The organism is Mycobacterium sp. NBC_00419 (assembly GCF_036023875.1).
GTDB lineage: Bacteria > Actinomycetota > Actinomycetes > Mycobacteriales > Mycobacteriaceae > Mycobacterium.
The window spans coordinates 2,850,321-2,868,956 of record NZ_CP107931.1 but is presented as its reverse complement, the minus strand read 5'-3'; the positions used below and the strand labels follow the sequence as shown (position 1 = coordinate 2,868,956).

At 67.7% G+C, this 18,636-nt stretch carries 22 protein-coding genes; 14 read left to right on the top strand and 8 right to left on the bottom strand.

Annotated elements, in window-relative coordinates; translation table 11 throughout:
• Nucleotides 1–164: 164 nt before the first annotated feature.
• The 6 genes from OG976_RS13715 to OG976_RS13690 all read left to right on the top strand — a co-directional run bounded on the left by OG976_RS13715 (nucleotide 165) and on the right by OG976_RS13690 (nucleotide 3,661).
• A complete protein-coding gene (locus tag OG976_RS13715; RefSeq protein WP_328349674.1) occupies nucleotides 165–602 on the top strand; it encodes an STAS domain-containing protein in 438 nt (145 codons plus the stop codon).
• A 28-nt stretch (nucleotides 603–630) separates the two neighbouring features.
• The gene (locus tag OG976_RS13710; RefSeq protein WP_328349672.1) at nucleotides 631–1,266 is read left to right on the top strand and encodes a class I SAM-dependent methyltransferase; all 636 of its coding nucleotides are present in this window, start codon (nucleotides 631–633) and stop codon (nucleotides 1,264–1,266) included.
• Nucleotides 1,267–1,334: 68 nt separating this feature from the next.
• The gene (locus tag OG976_RS13705; protein WP_328349670.1) at nucleotides 1,335–1,745 is read left to right on the top strand and encodes a VOC family protein; all 411 of its coding nucleotides are present in this window, start codon (nucleotides 1,335–1,337) and stop codon (nucleotides 1,743–1,745) included.
• 23 nt (nucleotides 1,746–1,768) lie between these two features.
• The gene (locus tag OG976_RS13700) at nucleotides 1,769–2,254 is read left to right on the top strand and encodes a peroxynitrite isomerase (RefSeq protein ID WP_328349668.1); all 486 of its coding nucleotides are present in this window, start codon (nucleotides 1,769–1,771) and stop codon (nucleotides 2,252–2,254) included.
• Nucleotides 2,251–3,501 carry a lipase LipE gene (gene lipE, locus OG976_RS13695; protein WP_328349666.1) on the top strand — a complete coding sequence of 417 codons (1,251 nt, stop codon included), beginning with the start codon at nucleotides 2,251–2,253 and terminating at the stop codon, nucleotides 3,499–3,501. The genes OG976_RS13700 and lipE overlap by 4 nt, the downstream gene beginning before the upstream one ends.
• Nucleotides 3,502–3,538: 37 nt before the next feature.
• A complete protein-coding gene (locus OG976_RS13690) occupies nucleotides 3,539–3,661 on the top strand; it encodes a hypothetical protein (RefSeq protein WP_328349664.1) in 123 nt (40 codons plus the stop codon).
• 73 nt (nucleotides 3,662–3,734) lie between these two features.
• Here OG976_RS13690 and OG976_RS13685 read toward each other — a convergent pair whose 3' ends face one another.
• The 6 genes from OG976_RS13685 to OG976_RS13660 are packed head-to-tail and all read right to left on the bottom strand — an operon-like array spanning nucleotide 3,735 to nucleotide 7,726.
• A complete protein-coding gene (locus OG976_RS13685; RefSeq protein ID WP_328349662.1) occupies nucleotides 3,735–4,037 on the bottom strand; it encodes a DUF2694 family protein in 303 nt (100 codons plus the stop codon).
• Complete coding sequence (locus tag OG976_RS13680; protein WP_328349660.1) at nucleotides 4,034–4,351, bottom strand: ESX-1 secretion-associated protein; 318 nt, start codon at nucleotides 4,349–4,351, stop codon at nucleotides 4,034–4,036. The genes OG976_RS13685 and OG976_RS13680 overlap by 4 nt, the downstream gene beginning before the upstream one ends.
• A 12-nt stretch (nucleotides 4,352–4,363) precedes the next feature.
• Entirely contained in the window at nucleotides 4,364–5,767 is a 1,404-nt protein-coding gene (locus tag OG976_RS13675; RefSeq protein ID WP_328349658.1) for a DUF4226 domain-containing protein, read from the bottom strand.
• Between the two features lie 51 nt (nucleotides 5,768–5,818).
• Complete coding sequence (locus OG976_RS13670; RefSeq protein ID WP_328349656.1) at nucleotides 5,819–6,163, bottom strand: DUF4226 domain-containing protein; 345 nt, start codon at nucleotides 6,161–6,163, stop codon at nucleotides 5,819–5,821.
• 40 nt (nucleotides 6,164–6,203) lie between these two features.
• Nucleotides 6,204–6,992, bottom strand: a complete 789-nt coding sequence (locus OG976_RS13665; RefSeq protein WP_328349654.1) for a C40 family peptidase — start codon at nucleotides 6,990–6,992, stop codon at nucleotides 6,204–6,206.
• Entirely contained in the window at nucleotides 6,986–7,726 is a 741-nt protein-coding gene (locus OG976_RS13660; protein ID WP_328349652.1) for a helix-turn-helix domain-containing protein, read from the bottom strand. The genes OG976_RS13665 and OG976_RS13660 overlap by 7 nt, the downstream gene beginning before the upstream one ends.
• Nucleotides 7,727–7,855: 129 nt before the next feature.
• Between OG976_RS13660 and OG976_RS13655 the strand changes: the two genes are divergently transcribed.
• Nucleotides 7,856–8,269 (top strand): WhiB family transcriptional regulator, encoded by a 414-nt coding sequence (locus OG976_RS13655; RefSeq protein ID WP_328349650.1) that lies wholly within the window; start codon nucleotides 7,856–7,858, stop codon nucleotides 8,267–8,269.
• Nucleotides 8,270–8,279: 10 nt separating this feature from the next.
• On the opposite strand, the gene OG976_RS13650 is transcribed toward OG976_RS13655, so the two are convergent.
• Entirely contained in the window at nucleotides 8,280–9,419 is a 1,140-nt protein-coding gene (locus tag OG976_RS13650; RefSeq protein WP_328349648.1) for a Rieske 2Fe-2S domain-containing protein, read from the bottom strand.
• A 96-nt stretch (nucleotides 9,420–9,515) separates the two neighbouring features.
• On the opposite strand from OG976_RS13650, the gene OG976_RS13645 reads away from it, so the two are divergent.
• The 3 genes from OG976_RS13645 to OG976_RS13635 all read left to right on the top strand — a co-directional run bounded on the left by OG976_RS13645 (nucleotide 9,516) and on the right by OG976_RS13635 (nucleotide 16,074).
• Nucleotides 9,516–10,115 carry a TetR/AcrR family transcriptional regulator gene (locus OG976_RS13645; RefSeq protein WP_328349646.1) on the top strand — a complete coding sequence of 200 codons (600 nt, stop codon included), beginning with the start codon at nucleotides 9,516–9,518 and terminating at the stop codon, nucleotides 10,113–10,115.
• A gap of 97 nt (nucleotides 10,116–10,212) precedes the next feature.
• Complete coding sequence (locus tag OG976_RS13640) at nucleotides 10,213–12,450, top strand: hypothetical protein (RefSeq protein ID WP_328349644.1); 2,238 nt, start codon at nucleotides 10,213–10,215, stop codon at nucleotides 12,448–12,450.
• Between the two features lie 840 nt (nucleotides 12,451–13,290).
• The gene (locus OG976_RS13635; protein ID WP_328349642.1) at nucleotides 13,291–16,074 is read left to right on the top strand and encodes an ATP-binding protein; all 2,784 of its coding nucleotides are present in this window, start codon (nucleotides 13,291–13,293) and stop codon (nucleotides 16,072–16,074) included.
• Here OG976_RS13635 and OG976_RS13630 read toward each other — a convergent pair.
• Nucleotides 16,038–16,349 (bottom strand): hypothetical protein, encoded by a 312-nt coding sequence (locus tag OG976_RS13630; RefSeq protein WP_328349640.1) that lies wholly within the window; start codon nucleotides 16,347–16,349, stop codon nucleotides 16,038–16,040. The genes OG976_RS13635 and OG976_RS13630 overlap by 37 nt on opposite strands.
• Nucleotides 16,350–16,509: 160 nt before the next feature.
• Here OG976_RS13630 and OG976_RS13625 point away from each other — a divergent pair, with 160 nt between their 5' ends.
• Genes OG976_RS13625 through OG976_RS13610 form a run of 4 tightly spaced genes read left to right on the top strand, consistent with a single transcriptional unit; the run spans nucleotide 16,510 to nucleotide 18,614 of the window.
• On the top strand, nucleotides 16,510–16,806 hold the full coding sequence (locus OG976_RS13625) for a hypothetical protein (RefSeq protein ID WP_328349638.1): 297 nt from the start codon (nucleotides 16,510–16,512) through the stop codon (nucleotides 16,804–16,806).
• Between the two features lie 31 nt (nucleotides 16,807–16,837).
• On the top strand, nucleotides 16,838–17,263 hold the full coding sequence (locus OG976_RS13620; RefSeq protein ID WP_328349635.1) for an EVE domain-containing protein: 426 nt from the start codon (nucleotides 16,838–16,840) through the stop codon (nucleotides 17,261–17,263).
• 30 nt (nucleotides 17,264–17,293) lie between these two features.
• Nucleotides 17,294–18,262, top strand: coding sequence for a pirin family protein (locus OG976_RS13615; RefSeq protein WP_328349633.1), 969 nt, complete (start codon nucleotides 17,294–17,296; stop codon nucleotides 18,260–18,262).
• A 7-nt stretch (nucleotides 18,263–18,269) separates the two neighbouring features.
• The gene (locus tag OG976_RS13610) at nucleotides 18,270–18,614 is read left to right on the top strand and encodes a GNAT family N-acetyltransferase (RefSeq protein WP_328349631.1); all 345 of its coding nucleotides are present in this window, start codon (nucleotides 18,270–18,272) and stop codon (nucleotides 18,612–18,614) included.
• Nucleotides 18,615–18,636: the final 22 nt, after the last annotated feature.

Here is an 18,636-nt window from a genome sequence, read left to right as displayed (position 1 = left end):
AAGTGCTACGAAATCCGTAGTAGATTTCCATCAGGTTGAATTAACAGCCACCCGGAGACGCCATTGTGCGAGGGCTGAACTCTCGCGGTGGGGGTCTTGAGTCCAAGGACCCCGGCCATGGTGCCGCCAGGACAACACCACGGATCTCGACTGACGGAGGCGTCATGTCTGTTGGCATTTCTTCTGCACCGGTGGTTGTCCCTCGTCCCGGGAGCAACCGCATCGAGCGCGGGCAGTTCCGTGCGCGCGAACTCAGCGAGAACACCCTGCTGGTCGCCGCCGTCGGCGAGATCGACGCAGCCAACTCCGCCGAATTCTTCGACTTCATTCAGGAGCATGTCGCGGGCTACCAGCAATTGGTGCTCGACCTGTCCCGGCTGGCGTTCTTCGGCACCGACGGTTTCTCGGCGCTGCACACCGTCAACGTGCGGTGCTCACGCAGCGGGGTCGAGTGGGTGCTGGTTCCCGGTCCCGAGGTGACGCGCGTCCTGCGGTTGTGTGACCCGGAGGGCGCGCTGGCCACCGCCGGCAACATCGTCTCGGCGGTGGCCGCCCTGGCACGAGGCCCACATCGGCACCTGCGGCTCACGCCAGGGCCCTGACCCGGGATTGGCTCCCTAGACTGGCGGCATGCCCCAGCGCGGTCGCAACTACAACGACGTCGTCACCCGGTTCTGGACACTGGCCGCCCCGCTCTATGACCTTCCAGCCCTGCAGCAGTGGGTGTACCGGCCGGCCCAGGACGAAGTCATCGCGGCGCTGCATGCTCACGGCGCCCGCCAGATCGCCGATATCGCTTGTGGCACAGGCATACTCGCCGACCGCATTCAGCGTGAGCTGGATACCGACGCGGTGTACGGCGTAGACATGTCCGACGGCATGCTGCGGGAGGCCCAGGCCCGCTCGGCACAGGTGAACTGGCTCAAAGGGCCCGCTGAGCAGCTGCCGTTCGACGACGACGCACTCGACGCCGTCGTCACCACCTCGGCGTTCCACTTTTTCGACCAGCCGGCCGCCCTGCGCGACTTTCATCGGGTCCTGCGGCCCGGCGGTATGGTGGCGGTGGCGACCATCAGCCCGCCCGCTCCCCCGCTGCTGCGCAAGCTGTCGGAAAGCCTGTCGAATCCGGCGCACAACCCCTCGCCCGACGAGATGAAGGCACTGTTCGCCGGTGCCGGATTCACGCTGACCGACCAGCATCGCGTAAACCGCCCGCTGTGGACCAAGGCGGTGTGGGACCTCATCACGATCGGCACCAAGACCTAGGGATTTGCTGACACCACCGGGCCGCTATCCTCACCGACGTCAGCCATTCTCAACGCAGAGGAACACCGATGGCCATCGAGCTGCTCGCCCCCAACGTCGAAATCGGTCTGGTGACCACCAACCTTGGCCCGATGGTGGAGTTCTACGAGAACTTCCTGGGTCTGCCCTTCCAAGGTGATCTCGATTTCCCGGGCGGCACGATGAAGCGCTACGGCCTGGGTAGCAACGTGCTCAAGCTCGTCACCCTCGACCAGGCGCCCGCCGCGCCCGCGGTGCGCGGTGGTGGTCCGGCCGCCGCCGGAATCCGCTACTTCACCGCGGTGGTGGCCAACGTGACGACCGCGGCCGAGCAGGTCAAGGCCGCCGGATACGAGATCGCGCAGGAACTCGCCGAATTCGCACCGGTACCCGGCATGGGCTGGATGTTCGTCGCCGACCCGGACGGCAACTGGGTGGAGCTCGTCGGCCCGCTGGGGTAACCCAAGCCCGTACGCTGACGGACGTGGCCGATCTGCATCCCGGTATCGCCGTGCTGGCATCCCTGCTCGGAACGTGGTCCGGTGACGGGCACGGCGAGTATCCGACGATCGAACCGTTCGGCTACCGCGAGGAAGTCACGTTCGGGCACACCGGAAAACCGTTCCTGACCTACAGCCAGCGCACCACGGCCAGCGACGACGGCCGCCCGCTGCACGCCGAGACCGGCTACATCCGGATGCCGTCGGCCGGCCGTATCGAGTTCGTCATCGTCCACCCGACCGGGGTCACCGAGATCGACGAGGGCGTGTTGTCCGTCGACGGATCCGAGCTCGGCATCGACGTGGACTCGACGTCGATAGGGCTGACCGGATCAGCCAAAGAGGTTACGGCGCTGAGCCGTTCGATCCGGGTGGTCGGCGACGAGCTGTCCTACACCGTGCTGATGGGCGCGGTCGGGGTGCCGTTGGTCAGGCACCTGACCGCGACCCTGCACAAGCAGCAGCGGTGACGGACTCCCCCGCCGCGGAAGGCCGGATCGTCGTACCGGCCGACCTCGATGCCGTGACCGACACCGGCGCCGAGGACCACAGCGAGGTGGCTCCGGTCGCGGTCGAACGGATCTGGCAGTCCGCGCGGCACTGGTACTCGGCCGGGATGCACCCCGCCATTCAGGTGTGCGTCCGCTACGACGGTGCAGTGGTGCTCAATCGCGCGATCGGGCACGGCTGGGGCAACGGGCCTGCCGACCCGGCGGACGCGGACAAGGTCCCGGTGCGTGTCTCGACACCGTTCTGCGTGTACTCGGCGGCCAAGGCGATCACCACCACGGTGGTGCACATGCTCGTCGAACGCGGCGAGTTCTCCCTCGATGATCGGGTCGTCGACTATCTGCCCGAGTACGGCCGTCATGGCAAGGAGTCCACGACTATCCGCCATGTGATGACGCACAGCGCGGGCATTCCGTTCGCCACCGGACCGCGGCCCAGCCTCAAGCGGATGAACGACAGCGAGTACACCCGCGCCAAGCTGGCCGAGATGAAGCCCATCCACAAACCCGGGTTGATGCACATCTACCACGGCCTGACCTGGGGCCCGTTGATGCGCGAAATCGTCTCGGCGGCAACAGGACGGGGCATCCGCGACATCCTGGCCGCCGAGATCCTCGACCCACTGGGTTTCCGCTGGACCAATTACGGTGTAGCCGAGCAGGATGTGCCGCAGGTGGCGCCGAGCCACGTGACGGGCAAGCCGTTGCCGGCGCCGATGGCCGCGGCATTTCGCAAGGCGGTCGGCGGCACGATGCAGCAGATCATCCCGTTCTCCAACACCCCGCTGTTCCTGACCGGGGTGATCCCGTCGTCGAGCACCGTGTCGACGGCCGACGAACTATCGCGGTTCGCCGAGATCCTGCGCCGCGGTGGTGAACTCGACGGTGTGCGAATCATGTCGCCCGAGACGCTGCAGGGCGCGGTGAAGGAGGCGCGGCGGCTGCGGCCGGACGTCGCCACCGGGTTGACTCCGCTGCGCTGGGGAACCGGCTACATGCTGGGATCGGACCGGTTCGGTCCGTTCGGGCGCCACGCGCCGGCCGCGTTCGGCCATACCGGGCTGACCAATGTGGCGATCTGGGCCGACCCGCAGCGGCGGTTGTCGGTCGGGGTGATCAGCAGCGGTAAGCCGGGGTGGCACCGGGAGGCGGGGCGCTACACCGCACTGCTGGACCGGATCGCCGAGGAGATCCCCCGCACGGGGTGAATTGTGGGGACCGGTCCGGCGGGTTACCGTTGCGGCCATGGGTGATTCGCTGCTGCAGCAGCAACTCGACGAGGTGCGCGCCCTGCTGCAGCGTGCGCGGGAGTTGTTCGGCGCCAATCCCGTTGCCCCGCCGGACGTTATCGCCCCAGAGCCCGACTAGCCCTGGACTAGCGAGATCGACACCAGGGTTGTGATCTCGCCCGATCCGCAGCCGTGATGTCGATGTCGCGCAGTTACTCGGGACCCCGCAGCTGGTGCCGCTGTAGCGCGGCAACGGCGTCGGTGAGATCCCGTTCGCTCGGCACGTCGGCCGACGGCGTGTGCCCGGCGGCGACAATCTCGGCGCGGACCTCCATCAGCGCTTTGAGGTAGGACACGTCGGCCGTGAGCAGTACCGCCTCGGCCAGGGTGTGGGCGTCGGCGTCCATCGCCGCCTCGGCGAGGGTGACGCTGTGCAGATAGCCGCCGCGGCAGGACCGGAACAGCACGTGCCCGCTGGGGTGGACGGCGTCGAACTCGGGATCGGGGTCGGTCATGGGCCGCCTTCGACGACCCGGTTCAGGTCGGCGGCGGCAGCGCTGTCCTGGAGTTCCCAGGTGTCCGCGGCGTAGCGCAGGTTGTCGGCGAGCTCCGCGTGGGCCTCGGATTGCTGCTGATAGCAGGCGCGGCGCTGGTCGAGCAGCTCGCGGCCGGCGTCACGCAGCTCGGCGAAGATCGGGCCGAGCGAGTCCAGGCTGGCCAGGACGTCGGCGTGGCTGGCCGGCGCGGCACCGAGCTGCTCGGCGGCCTGGTCGTGGTGGCGGGCCGCCCGGCGCAGCTCGTCGGGCACCACGTGAATGCGCTCTGCCATGTCGATCTCCTATCAGGACGGTCCGGCCGTCACCGCGGGCCGGGTCGGCGTCGGACGGTCCGACTTCGTGGGTGGGGCTTGCGGGCCCGGCTCCGGCGGATGCTCCCACCCTAGAAAGCTGGGGCCGGTCACGCTCGCGATGGGCTCGATTCGGGTGTTGAACACGGCCTTGCCGTTGCCCAGTGCGACCGCGTGGCGGTCGGCGAGCATGCCGATGTCACCGGGCTGGAGTCGGGTCGGATCGACCGGGCTGGCCACCGCGGTGCCCGGCGCGGGAAGGGTGATGCCCTGGGCCTGGAATGCCTCCGGGATCGGCGTGCCTGCCACCGCAGCGGTGATGGCGGCCGCCAGTTGCGGAGTGGGCGCGGTGACCGTGTCACCGTCGGGCAGATGCACCAGCGTCGGGTCTTCGGCTGCCGCGGCCGGTTCGGTGTCGGCATCCTCGGCGGACTCGTCGCTCGGTTCGTCGTCCGGTTCGTCGGCACCGGAAAGATCCAGCGGATCGTCCCCGCGCAGCAGATCCTCGGGCGCGGTGGTGTCCTCGATGCTGCGCGGCGGCGCACCGAGTGCCTCGAGGGCAGGCGCGAGCCCGGCGCCGGACGGGGCGGGCAGGCCGCCACCACCGAACCCGGGCATTGTGGGCAGCGACGGGATCATGGGTGCGGCGGCGGCCGGAGCGGCCGGCGGGGGTGCCGGTGCAACCGGCTCCTCGGCGAGCAGCGGATCCAGCATGGGATCGTCGAAGGCTTCGGCCGGTAGCGGGCTGGGCGGCGCCGGACTGGCCGGAGGCACCGCGGTCTCCCCCGTCGGCTCGACAGCCTTTGGCGGCGTGCGGGTTTCAGGCTCAGGACCGGGCTCGGTGGCGGGGGTGGCTGCGGAGTACAGCGACGCCAACGCCGCGGCCAGCGACGCCTTGGAGGTGGCGTCCAATCCGGCCGTCTCGACGACGGTCCTGATGTCGCGGAGCTTGTCGATGAGGTAGCGCTGAAAGGCTCGCGCGCCGGCCGGGGTGTCCAGGTCGGTGCGGGTCGTGACAGCCGCCTCGATTTCGTCCTGCAGTGCATCGAGCGCGTCGCGCCCGGCGTCATGAGTGGAGTGCGCGTTGAGCACGGCGGTGATGACCTGCAGGTCCACCTGTGCGCTCAGCGAGTTCTGCTGGGCCAGTGAGGTTTCCGCGACTCTGATCGCGTCGGCAGCACTCCCCTGCTGCGGCTCGCGGGCCGCGCCGAATACGTCGCGGTGCTGGGCCGCAATCTTGGCCAGCACCCCGTCGACGGCGTCGGGTGCGGTCACGTTCAGCGGGTTGGTGACCACCGCCAGATCATCGCCGGACAGTCCCGTCATCCAGGCGTCGGGACTGCCGGTGGCGGCGCGCACCCGCGCTATCGCGTCGAGCAAGTCTTGGTAGCTCGCCACCGGTGGCCTCTCATGCCGGGGACTGTATCCAGGCTTGTCCGGCGCGACAATTCACCCTTGGTAGCGGTGCAGAAGACCTTGTAGCGCAGCGGTCTTGGCCGCCGCGTCGGACTTGGCCGCGGCGACGAGATCGACGAGTTCGCGTTGTTTGTCGAGCAGGAAGCGGGCGAATTCGCGGCCCTGGGCGGGGGTGTCCGCGGCGTGCTGAACCACGGCGGATTCGATCTCGGCGGTCATCGCCTCGATCCGGCGAATGGCGTCGGCGGCCGCCGAGTGGGCGCCGGCGATGACGGCCGACAGTTCGGCGTCGGCGGCGGCGAGATCCCGGTCCCGCGCGGCGAGCACAGCACGGGCGGACTCCAGGGCCTCCCCCGACTGTCCGCTGTGCTCGGTCATGGCTCGACGGTACTCAGGGGGTTTTCGCCGAACAACTCACCTAGAGCGGTCGGCGGATCGCGATGTACGCACCCAGCGGGCTGATCCGCACGTTGGCCCCGGCATGGGGTGCCTCGATCACCAGGTTGTTGCCGATCGCCATCTGCACATGCCCGGCGTGCGGAAACACCAGGTCACCTGGGCGGACCTGCGGCCGGGGGACGGGTGTGCCGTCGTTGATCTGGTCGTAGGTGGTGCGGTCGAGTCGCACACCGGCCTGCGAGTAGGCCCACTGGACCAGACCTGAGCAGTCGAAGCGATCCGGCCCGGTGGCACCCCACACGTAGGGGCAGCCCAGCCGGGACAGCGCGGCGCGCACGGCGAACCCGGCGCGCGAGTTCGGCGGCGGCAACCGACGGCCGCGGCGGCGTAGCCGGTAGCGCAGGGCACGCATCAGGGCGAGCCGCCGCCGAGCCCGTCGCCTGGCGGCCAGTACGTGCGCGCGCTGTTCCCGCAGGCGGGCTGCCCTGCGGCGCAGGAGCTCTCGCTGTGCGACGGGATTGTCCGGCGGGGCGGCGGCATCGGCACGGGCCGCCTGCAGGACGGCGCCGGTTTGGCGGTGAGCGTCCTGGTGGTCGCGTGCCGCGTGAGCCAGGATCGTCGCCAACTCGGCATCCACGCCCCGGGAGGCGACCAGCTGGGCGATGCGTCGGTCGGCGGCGGTGCGGTAGGCGGCGGGTACGGCATCGGAGTGCACGGCCGTCGGTATATCGAGGTGTATCGCGGGGGTCTGCGGCGCGCCTGCGAACAGGGCGTGGGCCCGGCTCAGAACGTCGAGGTCGCTCACCACTGCCCCTCGACGAAGGCCCGGACGCGCGGCAGTGCGCCGGGCGGGATGACACCTCTGTTGCGGATGTCCCACATCTGGTCCGGGGTGACGCCGAGCAGTGCTGCCACGACGGACTCGGGCAGTCCCGAGCGTGTGCACGCCTGGTCGAATCGGGTTGCGATGGCGGCGGGCATGCGCGCCAGCAGTCCGGTGCGGATCGATTCGAGGGTTTGGAGTTGGGCCATCAGCCGGTCGGCGGATTCGGCGCCGGCGTTGACGGCGACCCGCCACGAGTTGGCGGCCAGCATCTCGGCCTTCACGCATTGGGCGATCACGGTCAGAATATACGTCTCGTATTCGTTTGACGTCTCCGCTGGCAGTCGGGCTATCAACGAGTTGAGCGATTCGAGGTGCGCTTCGGCGTGTGCCTCGAGCACGTCGGCGTCGTTGTGCCGGCTGACGACGATCTCCGAGGCCGCCCGGGGCTGGGCCGCCGGGGTGGCCGGACTGGCCAGAAGTTGGGCGAGTTCGGCCTCCGCATCGTCGGCCATGACCAGGCGCGAGTACGTCCCGGCGGGCAGTCCGAGCCCGTTCTCGACCTTCTGAACTGTGCCTTTGTGTGGTTTCCGGGCTCCGCGCTCCAGGAAGCTCAGACCCATGATGCTGACGCCGGTCTCGCCGGCCAGGTCGGCCAGTGACCAGCCGCGTGACTCCCGGAGCGCTCGAATGGCCGCGCCCGCCGCCTCTCGGCTCACCGACGGGCTCCAGCCATATACGGATCGTACACAGCGATCGCTGTTTATACGTTTTGATCTACGTTTCTCTTGCGCCTGGTGCTGCTGTCATATACGGTTCCGTCATCGAATCTCGACAAGGAGGCTCCGATGGACTACCGCCCCTGCACTGCCGATCCCGACCTGTGGTTCGGCTATTCCGACGACGACGCCAGCGACGGCGCCGCCAAGGCCCGCGTCTACGAGCAGTCCGCGATGCGGGCGCGCACCATGTGCTTGCGCCGTTGCCCACTGGCCCAGCAGCGTGCGTGCGCGCGCCGGGCGATCGAGGCGGGCGAGGAGTACGGCGTGTGGGCCGGGGTGAAACTTCCCGGCGGCCAGTACCGCAAGCGTGGGCAACTGGCTCACGCCCATGCGGTGCTGCGGCAGATCGCCGACGGACAGATCAATCCGCGCGAACTACCCGAAAGCGCGGAACTGCTGGCCCGCGGCGACGACCTGCCGGTTGCGCCGGCGACCGTGGTCCACCTGCGGATCGGCCAGATGCCCCGCACCGCCGCCTGAAACAGCTCGGCTAGCTCGATACCGTTGCAGTGGAGCGCTTTTCGAGGTTCTCCTGAACCTCCTGCTGCCACACCCCGTATGCGTGGGTGGTATCGACTTCCAGCTCGAAGCGATCGGTCATATCCGTGGTCACCTCGGCGGCGTCGACGTAGAACTGCTCGTACCACCGACGGTATTGGTACAGAGCGCCGTCTTCCTCGCACAGCAGCGGGTTCTCGATACGCGTCTTGTGCTTCCAGATCTCGACGTCCTGCAGGAAGCCGACTTCGTAGACCTTGGAGTACGACTCGGCAAGCTTGTCGGCCTTTTCCTTGGTCATCCCGTCGGGAACCTCGACCGAGACACCGAACTGAAGCATGAAGGAGTTCTGCGAGACCGGGTAGTGGCAGTTGATCAGCACCGAGTTGGCGGTGAAGTCCGGTCCCAGGTCGTTGTGCAGCCAGTTGATCATGTAGGACGGGCCGAAGTAGGTGGCTTCGGAGCGCAGCTTGGTGCCCTCCCACAACCTTTCCGGATGCTCGGTGAAGTCCTGGCGCGCTTTGGATTCCATGAACTGGCTGGCGGTGTGGCCCTCGAAGACGTTCTTGAAGTACGTCGGGTAGGCGTAGTGGATGTAGAAGAAGTGCGCCATGTCGACGTTGTTGTCGACGATCTCGCGGCAGTGGGCGCCCTCGATGAGGATCGAGTTCCAGGTCCACTTCGACCACTTGTCGGTGCCCATGCCCTCGATCTGCGGGGGGCTCAGTTCGGGCCCGGGGGTCGAGCCTTCGGGGTCGTGCCACACCATCAGCTGGCCGTTGACTTCGAGTGTCTGCCATTTACGGGTACGGGCCAGCTTGGGAACGCGGCGGGCGTAGGGGATCTCCACGCAGCGGCCGGTCGCACCGTTCCACCGCCAGTCGTGGAACGCGCAGGCGAGGTTGTCGCCCTTGATCGAACCCTTGGCGAGGTCGGCGCCCAGGTGCCGGCAGTAGCCGTCGAGAACGTGGATGTCGCCCTTGGTGTCGGCGTAGACCACTAGTTTCCCGCCGAACGCCTGGATTCCGTGCGGCTTGCCGTCACGGAAGTTTTCGGCCAGGCCCAAGCAGTGCCAGCCGCGGGCGAACCGCGTCATCGGCGTGCCCGGATCGATCTCGCGGATCTCAGTCATGGCGCATCCTTCTCGCTCTGGTGTGAACAGTGAGCACCCAGACCCAATTTAAGCACATGTGCTTAAACCTGCTCAACGTTTCGTACACTTCCTCTCGTGGACCGTGGAGCCCGTGCCCGCGAAGAACTGCTCGATGCGGCAGAACGCCTGATCGCCGAGCATGGTTTCGAGGTGCCGTTGCGCGATATCGCCAAGGCGGCCGGGCAGCGCAACAACTCCGCGGTGAACTACTACTTCCGCAGCCGCCAGGACCTCATCGACGCGGTGGTGGCCCGGCGGCTGGTGCCCATGGAGGCCCAGCGCCAAGCCATGCTCGACGGGATGTCCGCCGAGGAGATGGGCGACGCGCACGCCTTGCTTCGGGTGCTCGTCGAACCGTTCGGCAACCTGGAGGCCACGCATTACGCCCGGTTCCTCGAGGTCGTGCGAATCCGGCTGAACCGGGAACCCCAGAGTCCGGCCGAATCGGCGTGGCCGCGCATCACCGGGGCGATGCGCGAACTGGTTCCCGCACCCGATCGTGGCAAGCGCATCCGCAGGGTCGCCGCCGTCGCCACCACGATGTGGGCGCTGCTGGCCGACCGCGAACGTCGCGCCGAAAGCGGGGGAGCGGGCCCGGACAGCCTCGAGGAGATCGTTGCCATGCTGGCCGCGATGCTCACCGCGCCGCAGCGCCAGCAGGCCACCGCGAGATGACGCGCCGATCCTCTGCTCCAGGGAATTCCCCGTATCCCTTGGCCAAGGGCTCGCGCTAACGTCGCACCAGGATTCCCCACTCCGAGCGCGAGGAGGCATGTCCATGGGCGTGCCGAGAGAACAGGCCTTCGATAAACGGCGTGAGTTGGACGACGCCGAAGCCGACGACGACCCCGAACTGGAACATATTCGCCAGCACTATGTTCCATTACCCGGTGCCGAGTCGCTCATCCCAGCGGGCAGCCCGGACGCAGTGTCGGGCGACCGCTCAATCGGGGTGTGCGTCAGCGGGGGCGGTATCCGTTCCGCTGGATTCGCACTCGGCGTGCTCAGCGAACTCGACTGGGGTAAACCAGTTAGCTCGGCCGCCGGAGTGGCACCCCTGCGCCACGAAGCTGTCGCCCGCGACGAGTCCGTCCTCGGTCGCGCCCGATATCTTTCGGCCGTGTCGGGTGGCGCATGGGCGGCGACAGCATGGACTCTGCAGCGCGCCTACCAGCGTCCGGCCAGCGGAACCGAAGCCCACCGCGCGAATGCCGCAGACGAGGTCCTCGACTGGCTCACCACGCATAACCCGCTGCCCAAGTCGGGCTTTCAGCGGCAGAACTACTTGATGAACTGTCGCGGCGGATGGGCCGGATCGATCGCGTGGGTAGCTGTCTGCATCGGGGTCAACACCGCTCTCATCGGGTCTGCGATGACCGCGCTCGGATGGACGTTGGGAATGATCCAGCGTCGCTCGTGCCGGCTGTCCGGCCACATATTCGGGTCATCATGCTGGTTCAAACCCTCTGTCCCCGATGCATGGTTGGTCGCGGTTGCGGCGGTTTTTGCGTTGGGTGCACTATCTGCTCTGCTCTGGATGTTCCTGCCTCGCCTGAAGCGCGTTCTCGCCTTCGGGATGGCGCTGCTGGGTATTTCCGCTGTCGTGTGGTTGTTCGTTCTGGCCGTGCCGTGGCTATTCCGGCTATTCCACGGCGATCTCAACGAGGCGCGGGACGCATTGCTGGCCGCGATAGGTACCTCGGCAGGATTCACGATGATCGCCGGATTGTGGAAAATAGCGGGCGGCCCACTGGTGCACGAGGTCTTTGGTCCACTCGCCCGAGCGATCCCGAGACTTCTGGGCGTAGTACTGGCCGCCTCGTGGTCGGCGGTTGTGTTCCTGGTGATGTACCAGACCGCAGCAGGCCATCTGAGCCATCCCAGAACATTGGTGCTGGCAGGTATCACGGCGGCTGTGGTCATCGTGTGTTGCAATGCCAACTGGCCCACTTTGCACACCATGTTCTCCGCACGCCTCCAACGGTCGTTCCAACCCGAAGCGCTTCAGTCCGCGGGCGGCGACTGGGGCACCTGGGCGGACCTGGCAGCACGCAGCCAACCCGCTTGCAATAGTGGCGTTCCCGAGTTGATCCTGTGTTGTGCCCAGCAGCGCAGCGGCATCGCGCCGGGAGGCCTGCGGGCTGAATCTTTCACAATTTCACCGCAGTGGACCCGGCAAGGCCGCCGCAGCACCCCGACGCGGCTGTATTTGCGCGCGATCGATACGGTCGCGCATGGCCGGTACCGCAACATGGATCGGCCCGCGGGATGGCTGGCAACCACTGGTGCGGCATTCTCCTCGGCGATGGGCCGCTCCAGCTTGGGAAGCAGCAACGCCGTTTTGGCGGCCGCCAACATCGACCTTGGAATCTGGCTGCCCAACCTTCGCTGGCTGCAGACGCGCCGCGGTCCTGGTGCCGACATCATCGGGCCAACACCTCGACTCCTTCGGCCGGGCTTCCTCCACCTCATAGCCGAAATCATGGGGCAGTACCGCAGAAGCTACCGCTACTCGTTCATCACCGACGGCGGCCATTGGGACAATCTTGGTCTCGTCGAACTGTTGCGCCGGGGCTGTGACCGGATCGTCTGCATCGACGCCGGCGGTGATTCACCCGGAACATTCTCGACTCTGCGGGAATCGTTGGCGCTCGCTGCGCTCGAGCTCGGAATTGACTGGTATCCCGATGAATTGGACGAAGCGCTGAAGCCGTTGAGCCCTACACCACACAGCCCAGCTCGCACCAGCGTCACAACGTTCACGGTTCCGCGACCGTCCGCGTTTGCGAACTCACCGACCGATCGAGTGGTTGTGCATTACGCGAAGCTGCAGGCCACCGTCGACATGGACCTTGAGCTAAGACGTTACGCCGCCGCCGACCCCATCTTTCCTCGCTACTCGACACTCAAACAGACACTGTCACCTAAGCAGTTCGAGAAACTTGTCGCGGTAGGCAAGGATGCGGGCCGCCGGCTCAAACCACTTGTGCTGCATGACCAGTGCTGGTAGGCCCGCCAGAGGGCACGCGCAGACCCCGCTGCCGGGCGCTGCACTACTTGGCTAGTTGTTGTGCTGCAAGGTATTTCGATGCCAACTCGAATCACCCGCGCCGTTCCGCGGTCCACTGCGCGGGGCAGGACGTATTCGGCGACATACGCATTGAGCATCCCCCTGCCGAATAGACGTCCGGCCAGCTCGACCGCCGACTACCCGGCCGTCAGCGGTAGCAATGTTCAGGTGGCGCCGTGAGGGACGGTTGGGTTCCAGCCGAGGCGCGCCCAGCGTCGCAGCGGGCGGTGAGCAGGGGGCTGATCGCCGTCGGCGGCCGTGGCCCATTTCACCTTTCATTGCCCACTCACCGGGTCGGAGCAGGAGGCGCTCAGTGCGGCCTCGGGGTACGTCAGTGTGCAGGGTCTGCGGGCGGCGACGCTGTGCGAGGCCCCGCAGATCCACAGCTCGACCGACACCCGTCGGCTCCCTGCCCCAACCGTGTGTCGCGCTGCCGACCCGACGGACGTTCGGGGCACCCCTCGTCGGTCGGAGCTGCTATTCACAGCTGCCTACCGGTACCCCGTCGAAACCGCCTTGCCGGCGCTAGAGCTTGGTCCTGATACAGCGGGACCGTCAGCTCACACGACACATCGCAACCACCACCCCCTCCCCACGAGTCGGAATGCTGCCCTTGACGGTAGGGAGCAGGGCCTGGGCGCCGATACAGGGATTTCCCTGGTACTTGCCAGGGGAACAGGAGGCGAAGAACTGTGTATGGCCTTCTGTCTCGGGACGCGCCGCGGCCGCACTCTCGAGTTTCTGCTGCATCGGCCGGTACCGGCTGAGATCATGCTGTGCGTGGGTGGGGAGATGGTGGGTCGCGGCGATGAGGTGGCTGCGGCGCGAACAGTGTTGGAGCGGGCCCGGCAGGCGCCGGCAACACTGATCCTCGAAGGCCCCGCCGGAATCGGGAAGACCACCCTCTGGCGGGCCGCTGTCGAACACGCTGCGGCCGAGGGGTTCACCGTCTTGACCACCGCCGGGGCGCCCGCCGAGGTGTCGTTAGCGTTGGCCGCGGTGGGCGACCTGCTGGCCGGGATCGACCCCGCCGTCATCGATCGGCTCTCGCCATTGCACCAACAGGCCCTGCGCGCGGTGATCGCCGGCCTGGCGGGACCTGGCGGCGATGAACGGCTGGTAGCGACTGCCGTTCGGGCCGCCCTCGACGAATTCGCCTGCCGGCAACCGGTTTTGATCGCCATCGACGACGCCCAATGGCTCGATGAGGCCAGCCGACTCGTACTCGGCTTCGCCATCCGCCGGTTGAGCGGACCCGTCGGCCTGCTCGCCGCCTACCGCACCGAGGACCCCTCCAGCCCCGACCGTTCCTGGCTACACCCCCGCGACCCGCGCGCTCTGACCCAGGTGGCCGTGGGCCCGATGAGCCTGGGCGCCCTGCACGCACTCATCCGCGACCACCTGGGCATGTCACCACCACGCCCCACCATGGTGCGCATCCACACCCTCTCCGGTGGAAATCCCTTCTACGCACTGGAATTGGCCCGCGCCCTCACCGACGGTCCCAGCGGTGAACCGGCCGCGCTACCGCCCACCCTGGCCGGGCTGGTCCGCGATCGCATCGGCCAGCTCGACCCCGTCACGGCGCTGGCAGCGGTCACTATCGCCGCCGCCGTCGACCCCACTGTCGACCTGATCGCAACCGCCACCGGCCACAGCCACACCGACCTCGTCGAAATCCTCCAGCCCCTCGAAGCACGCGGGATCCTGAGCTTCGACGGCCACCGCATCCGCTTTACCCACCCGCTGATCGCCTCCGGGCTCACTACCACCACCGACCCCGCCACCTACCGAGGGGCGCACCGCCGTCTCGCCGACGCCGTCGATCAACCCGAACTCCGCGCCCGCCACCTCGCCCTGGCCACCCCCCACGGCGACCCTGACACGCTCACCGCCCTGGACACCGCCGCCGAAACCGCGGCCGCGCGCGGTGCATACAGCGTCGGGGCCGAGCTGATCACCCTGGCATTGCGCCTCGGCGGTGATTCCGAAGTCAGGCGGATGCGGTGCTCGGAGTATCTGTTCCGGGCGGGCGCCCTCGACGAAGCCGAGGGCATGATCGCGCCGATCGCCGAAACTCTGCCCGCGGGGTTCATGCGCGCCCTGGGCCTCATGCTGCTCGCCGGCATTCGCGGCTATCGCGACGGCCTCACCAGTACTACCAGCGTCTTGGCCCGCGCGGTCACCGAAGCCGAAGATCATCCGGCGTTGCGGGCTCAGGCCCGAATACTGCTCGCTCTGGCGACTGGACTCGGCGGTGACATGGCGGGTTGCGTCGCTCACGCACGACAGGCACGCGCCGAAGCCGAGACGACGGGCATCGACCCGCTGCGCAGCCAGGCGCTGGCCCTCTGGACACATGTCAGCTTCATGTACGGACTGGGAACCGACGAGCAGGCGCTGCAGGACGGGCTCGACATCGAAGATGCCGAATCTGGCGCACCTGCCACCGTGCAGCCCTCAGCGGTGTTGGCGATGAACCTCGCGTGGACGGGTCGCCTGCAGGAGGCACACACGGCGATGGAAGCGATAGCTCACAGATGTGCGGAGCGCGGCAACGAAGTCGACGTGGTCTGGGCCGCAGAGCAACTCACGATGATCGAGGTGCACCTGGGCCGCTACACCGACGCGCTGAAGACCGCCGGCGAAGCAGTGGAACGGGCCGAGCAGCTCGGCGGCCGCCTGCCCCTCATCACCGCCTACACCGCGGTGGCTGCCGCCGCCGCGTATCTGGGGCGCGCCGAGCAGACCCGGAGCGCAGCCGATCAGGCCATCGCATCCGCGACTGTGGCCGGATCCTGGTACCTCATCCGATCTCCACTGTCCAGCCTGGCTTTCGTCCAAGTGTCAGAAGGTCTGTACGCCGATGCGCTGCAGACACTTTCACCCCTGTTGGAGTTTTTCGACGCCGCCCATGAAACCGAGATCATGGCCGGCGCCTATCTTCCGGATGCGGTGGAGGCTTTGACGGCATTGGGCCGAATCGCGGAGGCCGAAGCCTTGGTGGCCGCACTGGAGACCAACGGCGCCCGATTGGATCGTCCCTGGATGCTGGCTGTCGGCGCCCGCTGCCGAGCCCTCATCCTGGCCGCGACCGGCGACCTCGACGCCGCCGCCGCCCATGCCGAGACCGCCATGACCCACCACGAGCGCCTGCCCATGCCCTTCGAACGAGCCCGCACTCAACTGTTGCTCGGCCAACTTCAGCGGCGGCGCCGGCGCCCCCAACTGGCCCACCACGCCCTGAACGAGGCCGCGACCACCTTCGACCACATCGGCAGCCCGTTATGGGCCGCGCGGGCCCACCGCGAACTTGACCGGTTGGCAACCCGCTCCACCGGGGCCATCCTCACCGAAGCCGAACGCCGCGTCGCCGAGCACGCCGCCGCCGGACTCAGCAACAAAGAGATCGCTGCCATCCTCTACCTGTCGGCAAAAACCGTCGAAATGTACCTGTCCAACGCCTACCGCAAACTCGGCATCCGCTCCCGCACCCAACTCAACGAACACCTCCGCACCACCAATGGTCAGCCGGAGAGCGGATCATCCTCAGCGAGGACATAACTCGTCACGCCGCCGGTGATTCGATCGACAGGACAGCCGGCTTCCTGACAGACGCGCCCGACGTCATCGGCGGTCTCCGCGCGAAACACCCCGAACACCATTTCGTCGTCCGGAACTGCGACCGTCAGCACCACCGAAACCCCGGTGCCACGGGTACGCGCACCCGCCGCGCTGTGGGCCAACCGCCCGGCGAGTTCGGCCAGCGACGTGTGCACCAGCGCCGACGAGTACCACTCGACCAGAAATCGACGGGCTGGCCCGTCAGGAACGCTCACTCGGCCACGCTAATCCTCCAGGTAAACGCCGCACACCAGGGATTTCCCTGGTGTTCAGGGTCCGAGCAGTGACACGGTGACGCGCCGGACGCGGTGGTTCGCGTTCTGAAAGCGGGTACGCGATAGAAACTGTGACGACGGTGTCGACGGAGGGCGGTCAATGAAGCTTGCGGTGGTTCTCGCCCTGGCAGGGCTGCTGGCGCTGGTCATCGCCCTCCTGACCGACAGCACCTGGCTCGCTCTCGCCGTCATCGCGCTGGCAGTGGTCGGCATTGTCTTTCTGGTGCGGGACTGGCGCGCTGACCACCGACACCATGCCGGCGGCACGGCAGACCCGGCGCCGGCCGACGTCGACGAGCCCACCGACAGGGTGCCTGCGCGGTTGAGTCCCGACATGTTCTCCCCGGACATCTCCGCCGACGACGGCGGTCCGTCGGCGGACGCCCGCGCGGACTGAACCTGTCAGACCCCGGTTCTAGGGTCGCGCCATGACGTACTGGATCAACACCGTCAGCGCCGACCATGTGCAGCGCGGAGTCGCAGGCGGTTTCACTCAGGCCAACCACGGCAAACCCCACATGCTGCACAGGATGGACCGCGGCGACTGGATCATCTTCTATTCGCCCAAGACCGCATTCTCCGGCGGTGAGCCGTTGCAGGCGTTCACCGCAATCGGGCGGGTCGCCGACGACGAACCTTTCCAGGTGCGGGTGTCGGCCGACTTCCAGCCGTGGCGGCGCGCCATGGAGTTCGTGCCGTGCACGGCCACTCCGATCCGGCCGCTGCTGGATCAACTGGAGTTCGTCGTCGATCCGCAGCGCTGGGGCTACAAGTTCCGCTTCGGCGTCTTCCGGATCGAGCAACACGATTTCGACCTGATCCGCTCGGCGATGACGCAGCCGCTGGCCGCGTGAGGTAGGCCGGCGGCGGGTAGGCTCGCAGGGGTGAGCAACCTCGAGCCTGCTCCACGTGAAGTACCTTGCCGTTCAACGGGCTTCGACGGTGTGGAGGTGCTGGAACCGCGCGAGGTACCGCTCGGTGGCCCGCGTGCGATCACGGTGCGGCGCACGTTGCCGCAGCGGGAGCGCTCGCTGATCGGGGCCTGGTGCTTCGCCGACCATTACGGACCGCAGGACCTTCGCGACGGACCGGGCATGGACGTGCCGCCACACCCGCACACCGGGCTGCAGACGGTGAGCTGGCTGTTCCGCGGCGAGATCGAGCATCGCGACAGCGCAGGCGTGCACCAGCTGGTGCGCGCCGGGGAGTTGAACCTGATGACCGCCGGCGCGGGCATCTGCCACTCCGAGGTGTCGACGCCGGACACCACCGTGCTGCACGGCGCACAGCTGTGGGTGGCATTGCCGGACTCCGACCGCGCTACCGCACGCGACTTCGAACACTATGTGCCGGAGCCGGTTTCACTATCCGGGGCAACCATTCGGGTGTTCCTGGGCGCGCTGGCCGGCCAGCGCTCACCGGTGCACACGTTCACCCCGCTGCTCGGTGCGCAGCTGGACCTCCCCGCGGGGGCACACGTCGACCTCGACGTCGACCCCGCCTTCGAGCATGGCGTCCTTCTCGACCAGGGCGTCGTGGAGGTCGCGGGCCGACGGCTGGCAGCCGGCGAACTCGCCTACCTGAGCCCCGGTTCGACCGCGTTGCGACTGCACAACCCGGCGGGGCAGTCGGCGCGGCTGCTGCTGCTCGGCGGGCCGCCGCTGCGCGAAGAACTGCTGATGTGGTGGAACTTCGTGGCACGCGACCACGACGAGATCGTCGAGTACCGCCGGCTCTGGCAAGACGGCGATGCACGGTTCGGCACCGTCAGTGGGTACTCCGGTTCGGTCGACCGATTGCCGGCCCCCCCGCTTCCGGCCATCCGCCTGCGGCCCCGCCGCAACCACCGTTAGGAGCACCATGACCACCGACAAGACCGGCGCCCCCACCACCGTCACCGCCGGCCCGGATCAGTTCGTCATCTCCGTCGACGACCAGCAGGTCGGCCTGGCGGCATTCGTCGAACGGGGTAACCAGCGGATCTTCCACCACACCGAGGTCGCCGACGCCTACGAGGGCCGCGGGCTGGCCACCATTCTGGTCGCCGAGGCACTGGCCCAGACGCGTGCCGCCGGGCTGCACATCGTGGCCGTATGCCCGTTGGTCGCCAGCTTCCTGGACAAGCACCACGACTTCAACGCCGTCGTCGACCCGGTCACCGACGATGTCGAGCAGTACCTCCGCCAGGCGGTGCACACCGGCTGACAGGACGCCGCCGCTATCGTGT

Excerpts from the sequence above, each read along its gene's own strand:
- OG976_RS13610 (WP_328349631.1), top strand. The coding sequence starts at position 18,270 with ATGACCACCGACAAGACCGGCGCCCCCACCACCGTCACCGCCGGCCCG.
- OG976_RS13620 (WP_328349635.1), top strand. The coding sequence starts at position 16,838 with ATGACGTACTGGATCAACACCGTCAGCGCCGACCATGTGCAGCGCGGA.
- OG976_RS13640 (WP_328349644.1), top strand. The coding sequence starts at position 10,213 with ATGTCCATGGGCGTGCCGAGAGAACAGGCCTTCGATAAACGGCGTGAG.
- OG976_RS13715 (WP_328349674.1), top strand. The coding sequence starts at position 165 with ATGTCTGTTGGCATTTCTTCTGCACCGGTGGTTGTCCCTCGTCCCGGG.
- OG976_RS13625 (WP_328349638.1), top strand. The coding sequence starts at position 16,510 with ATGAAGCTTGCGGTGGTTCTCGCCCTGGCAGGGCTGCTGGCGCTGGTC.
- OG976_RS13650 (WP_328349648.1), bottom strand. The coding sequence starts at position 9,419 with ATGACTGAGATCCGCGAGATCGATCCGGGCACGCCGATGACGCGGTTC.
- OG976_RS13655 (WP_328349650.1), top strand. The coding sequence starts at position 7,856 with ATGGACTACCGCCCCTGCACTGCCGATCCCGACCTGTGGTTCGGCTAT.
- OG976_RS13685 (WP_328349662.1), bottom strand. The coding sequence starts at position 4,037 with ATGACCGACCCCGATCCCGAGTTCGACGCCGTCCACCCCAGCGGGCAC.
- OG976_RS13705 (WP_328349670.1), top strand. The coding sequence starts at position 1,335 with ATGGCCATCGAGCTGCTCGCCCCCAACGTCGAAATCGGTCTGGTGACC.
- OG976_RS13710 (WP_328349672.1), top strand. The coding sequence starts at position 631 with ATGCCCCAGCGCGGTCGCAACTACAACGACGTCGTCACCCGGTTCTGG.
- OG976_RS13670 (WP_328349656.1), bottom strand. The coding sequence starts at position 6,163 with ATGACCGAGCACAGCGGACAGTCGGGGGAGGCCCTGGAGTCCGCCCGT.
- OG976_RS13690 (WP_328349664.1), top strand. The coding sequence starts at position 3,539 with ATGGGTGATTCGCTGCTGCAGCAGCAACTCGACGAGGTGCGCGCCCTG.
- OG976_RS13680 (WP_328349660.1), bottom strand. The coding sequence starts at position 4,351 with ATGGCAGAGCGCATTCACGTGGTGCCCGACGAGCTGCGCCGGGCGGCC.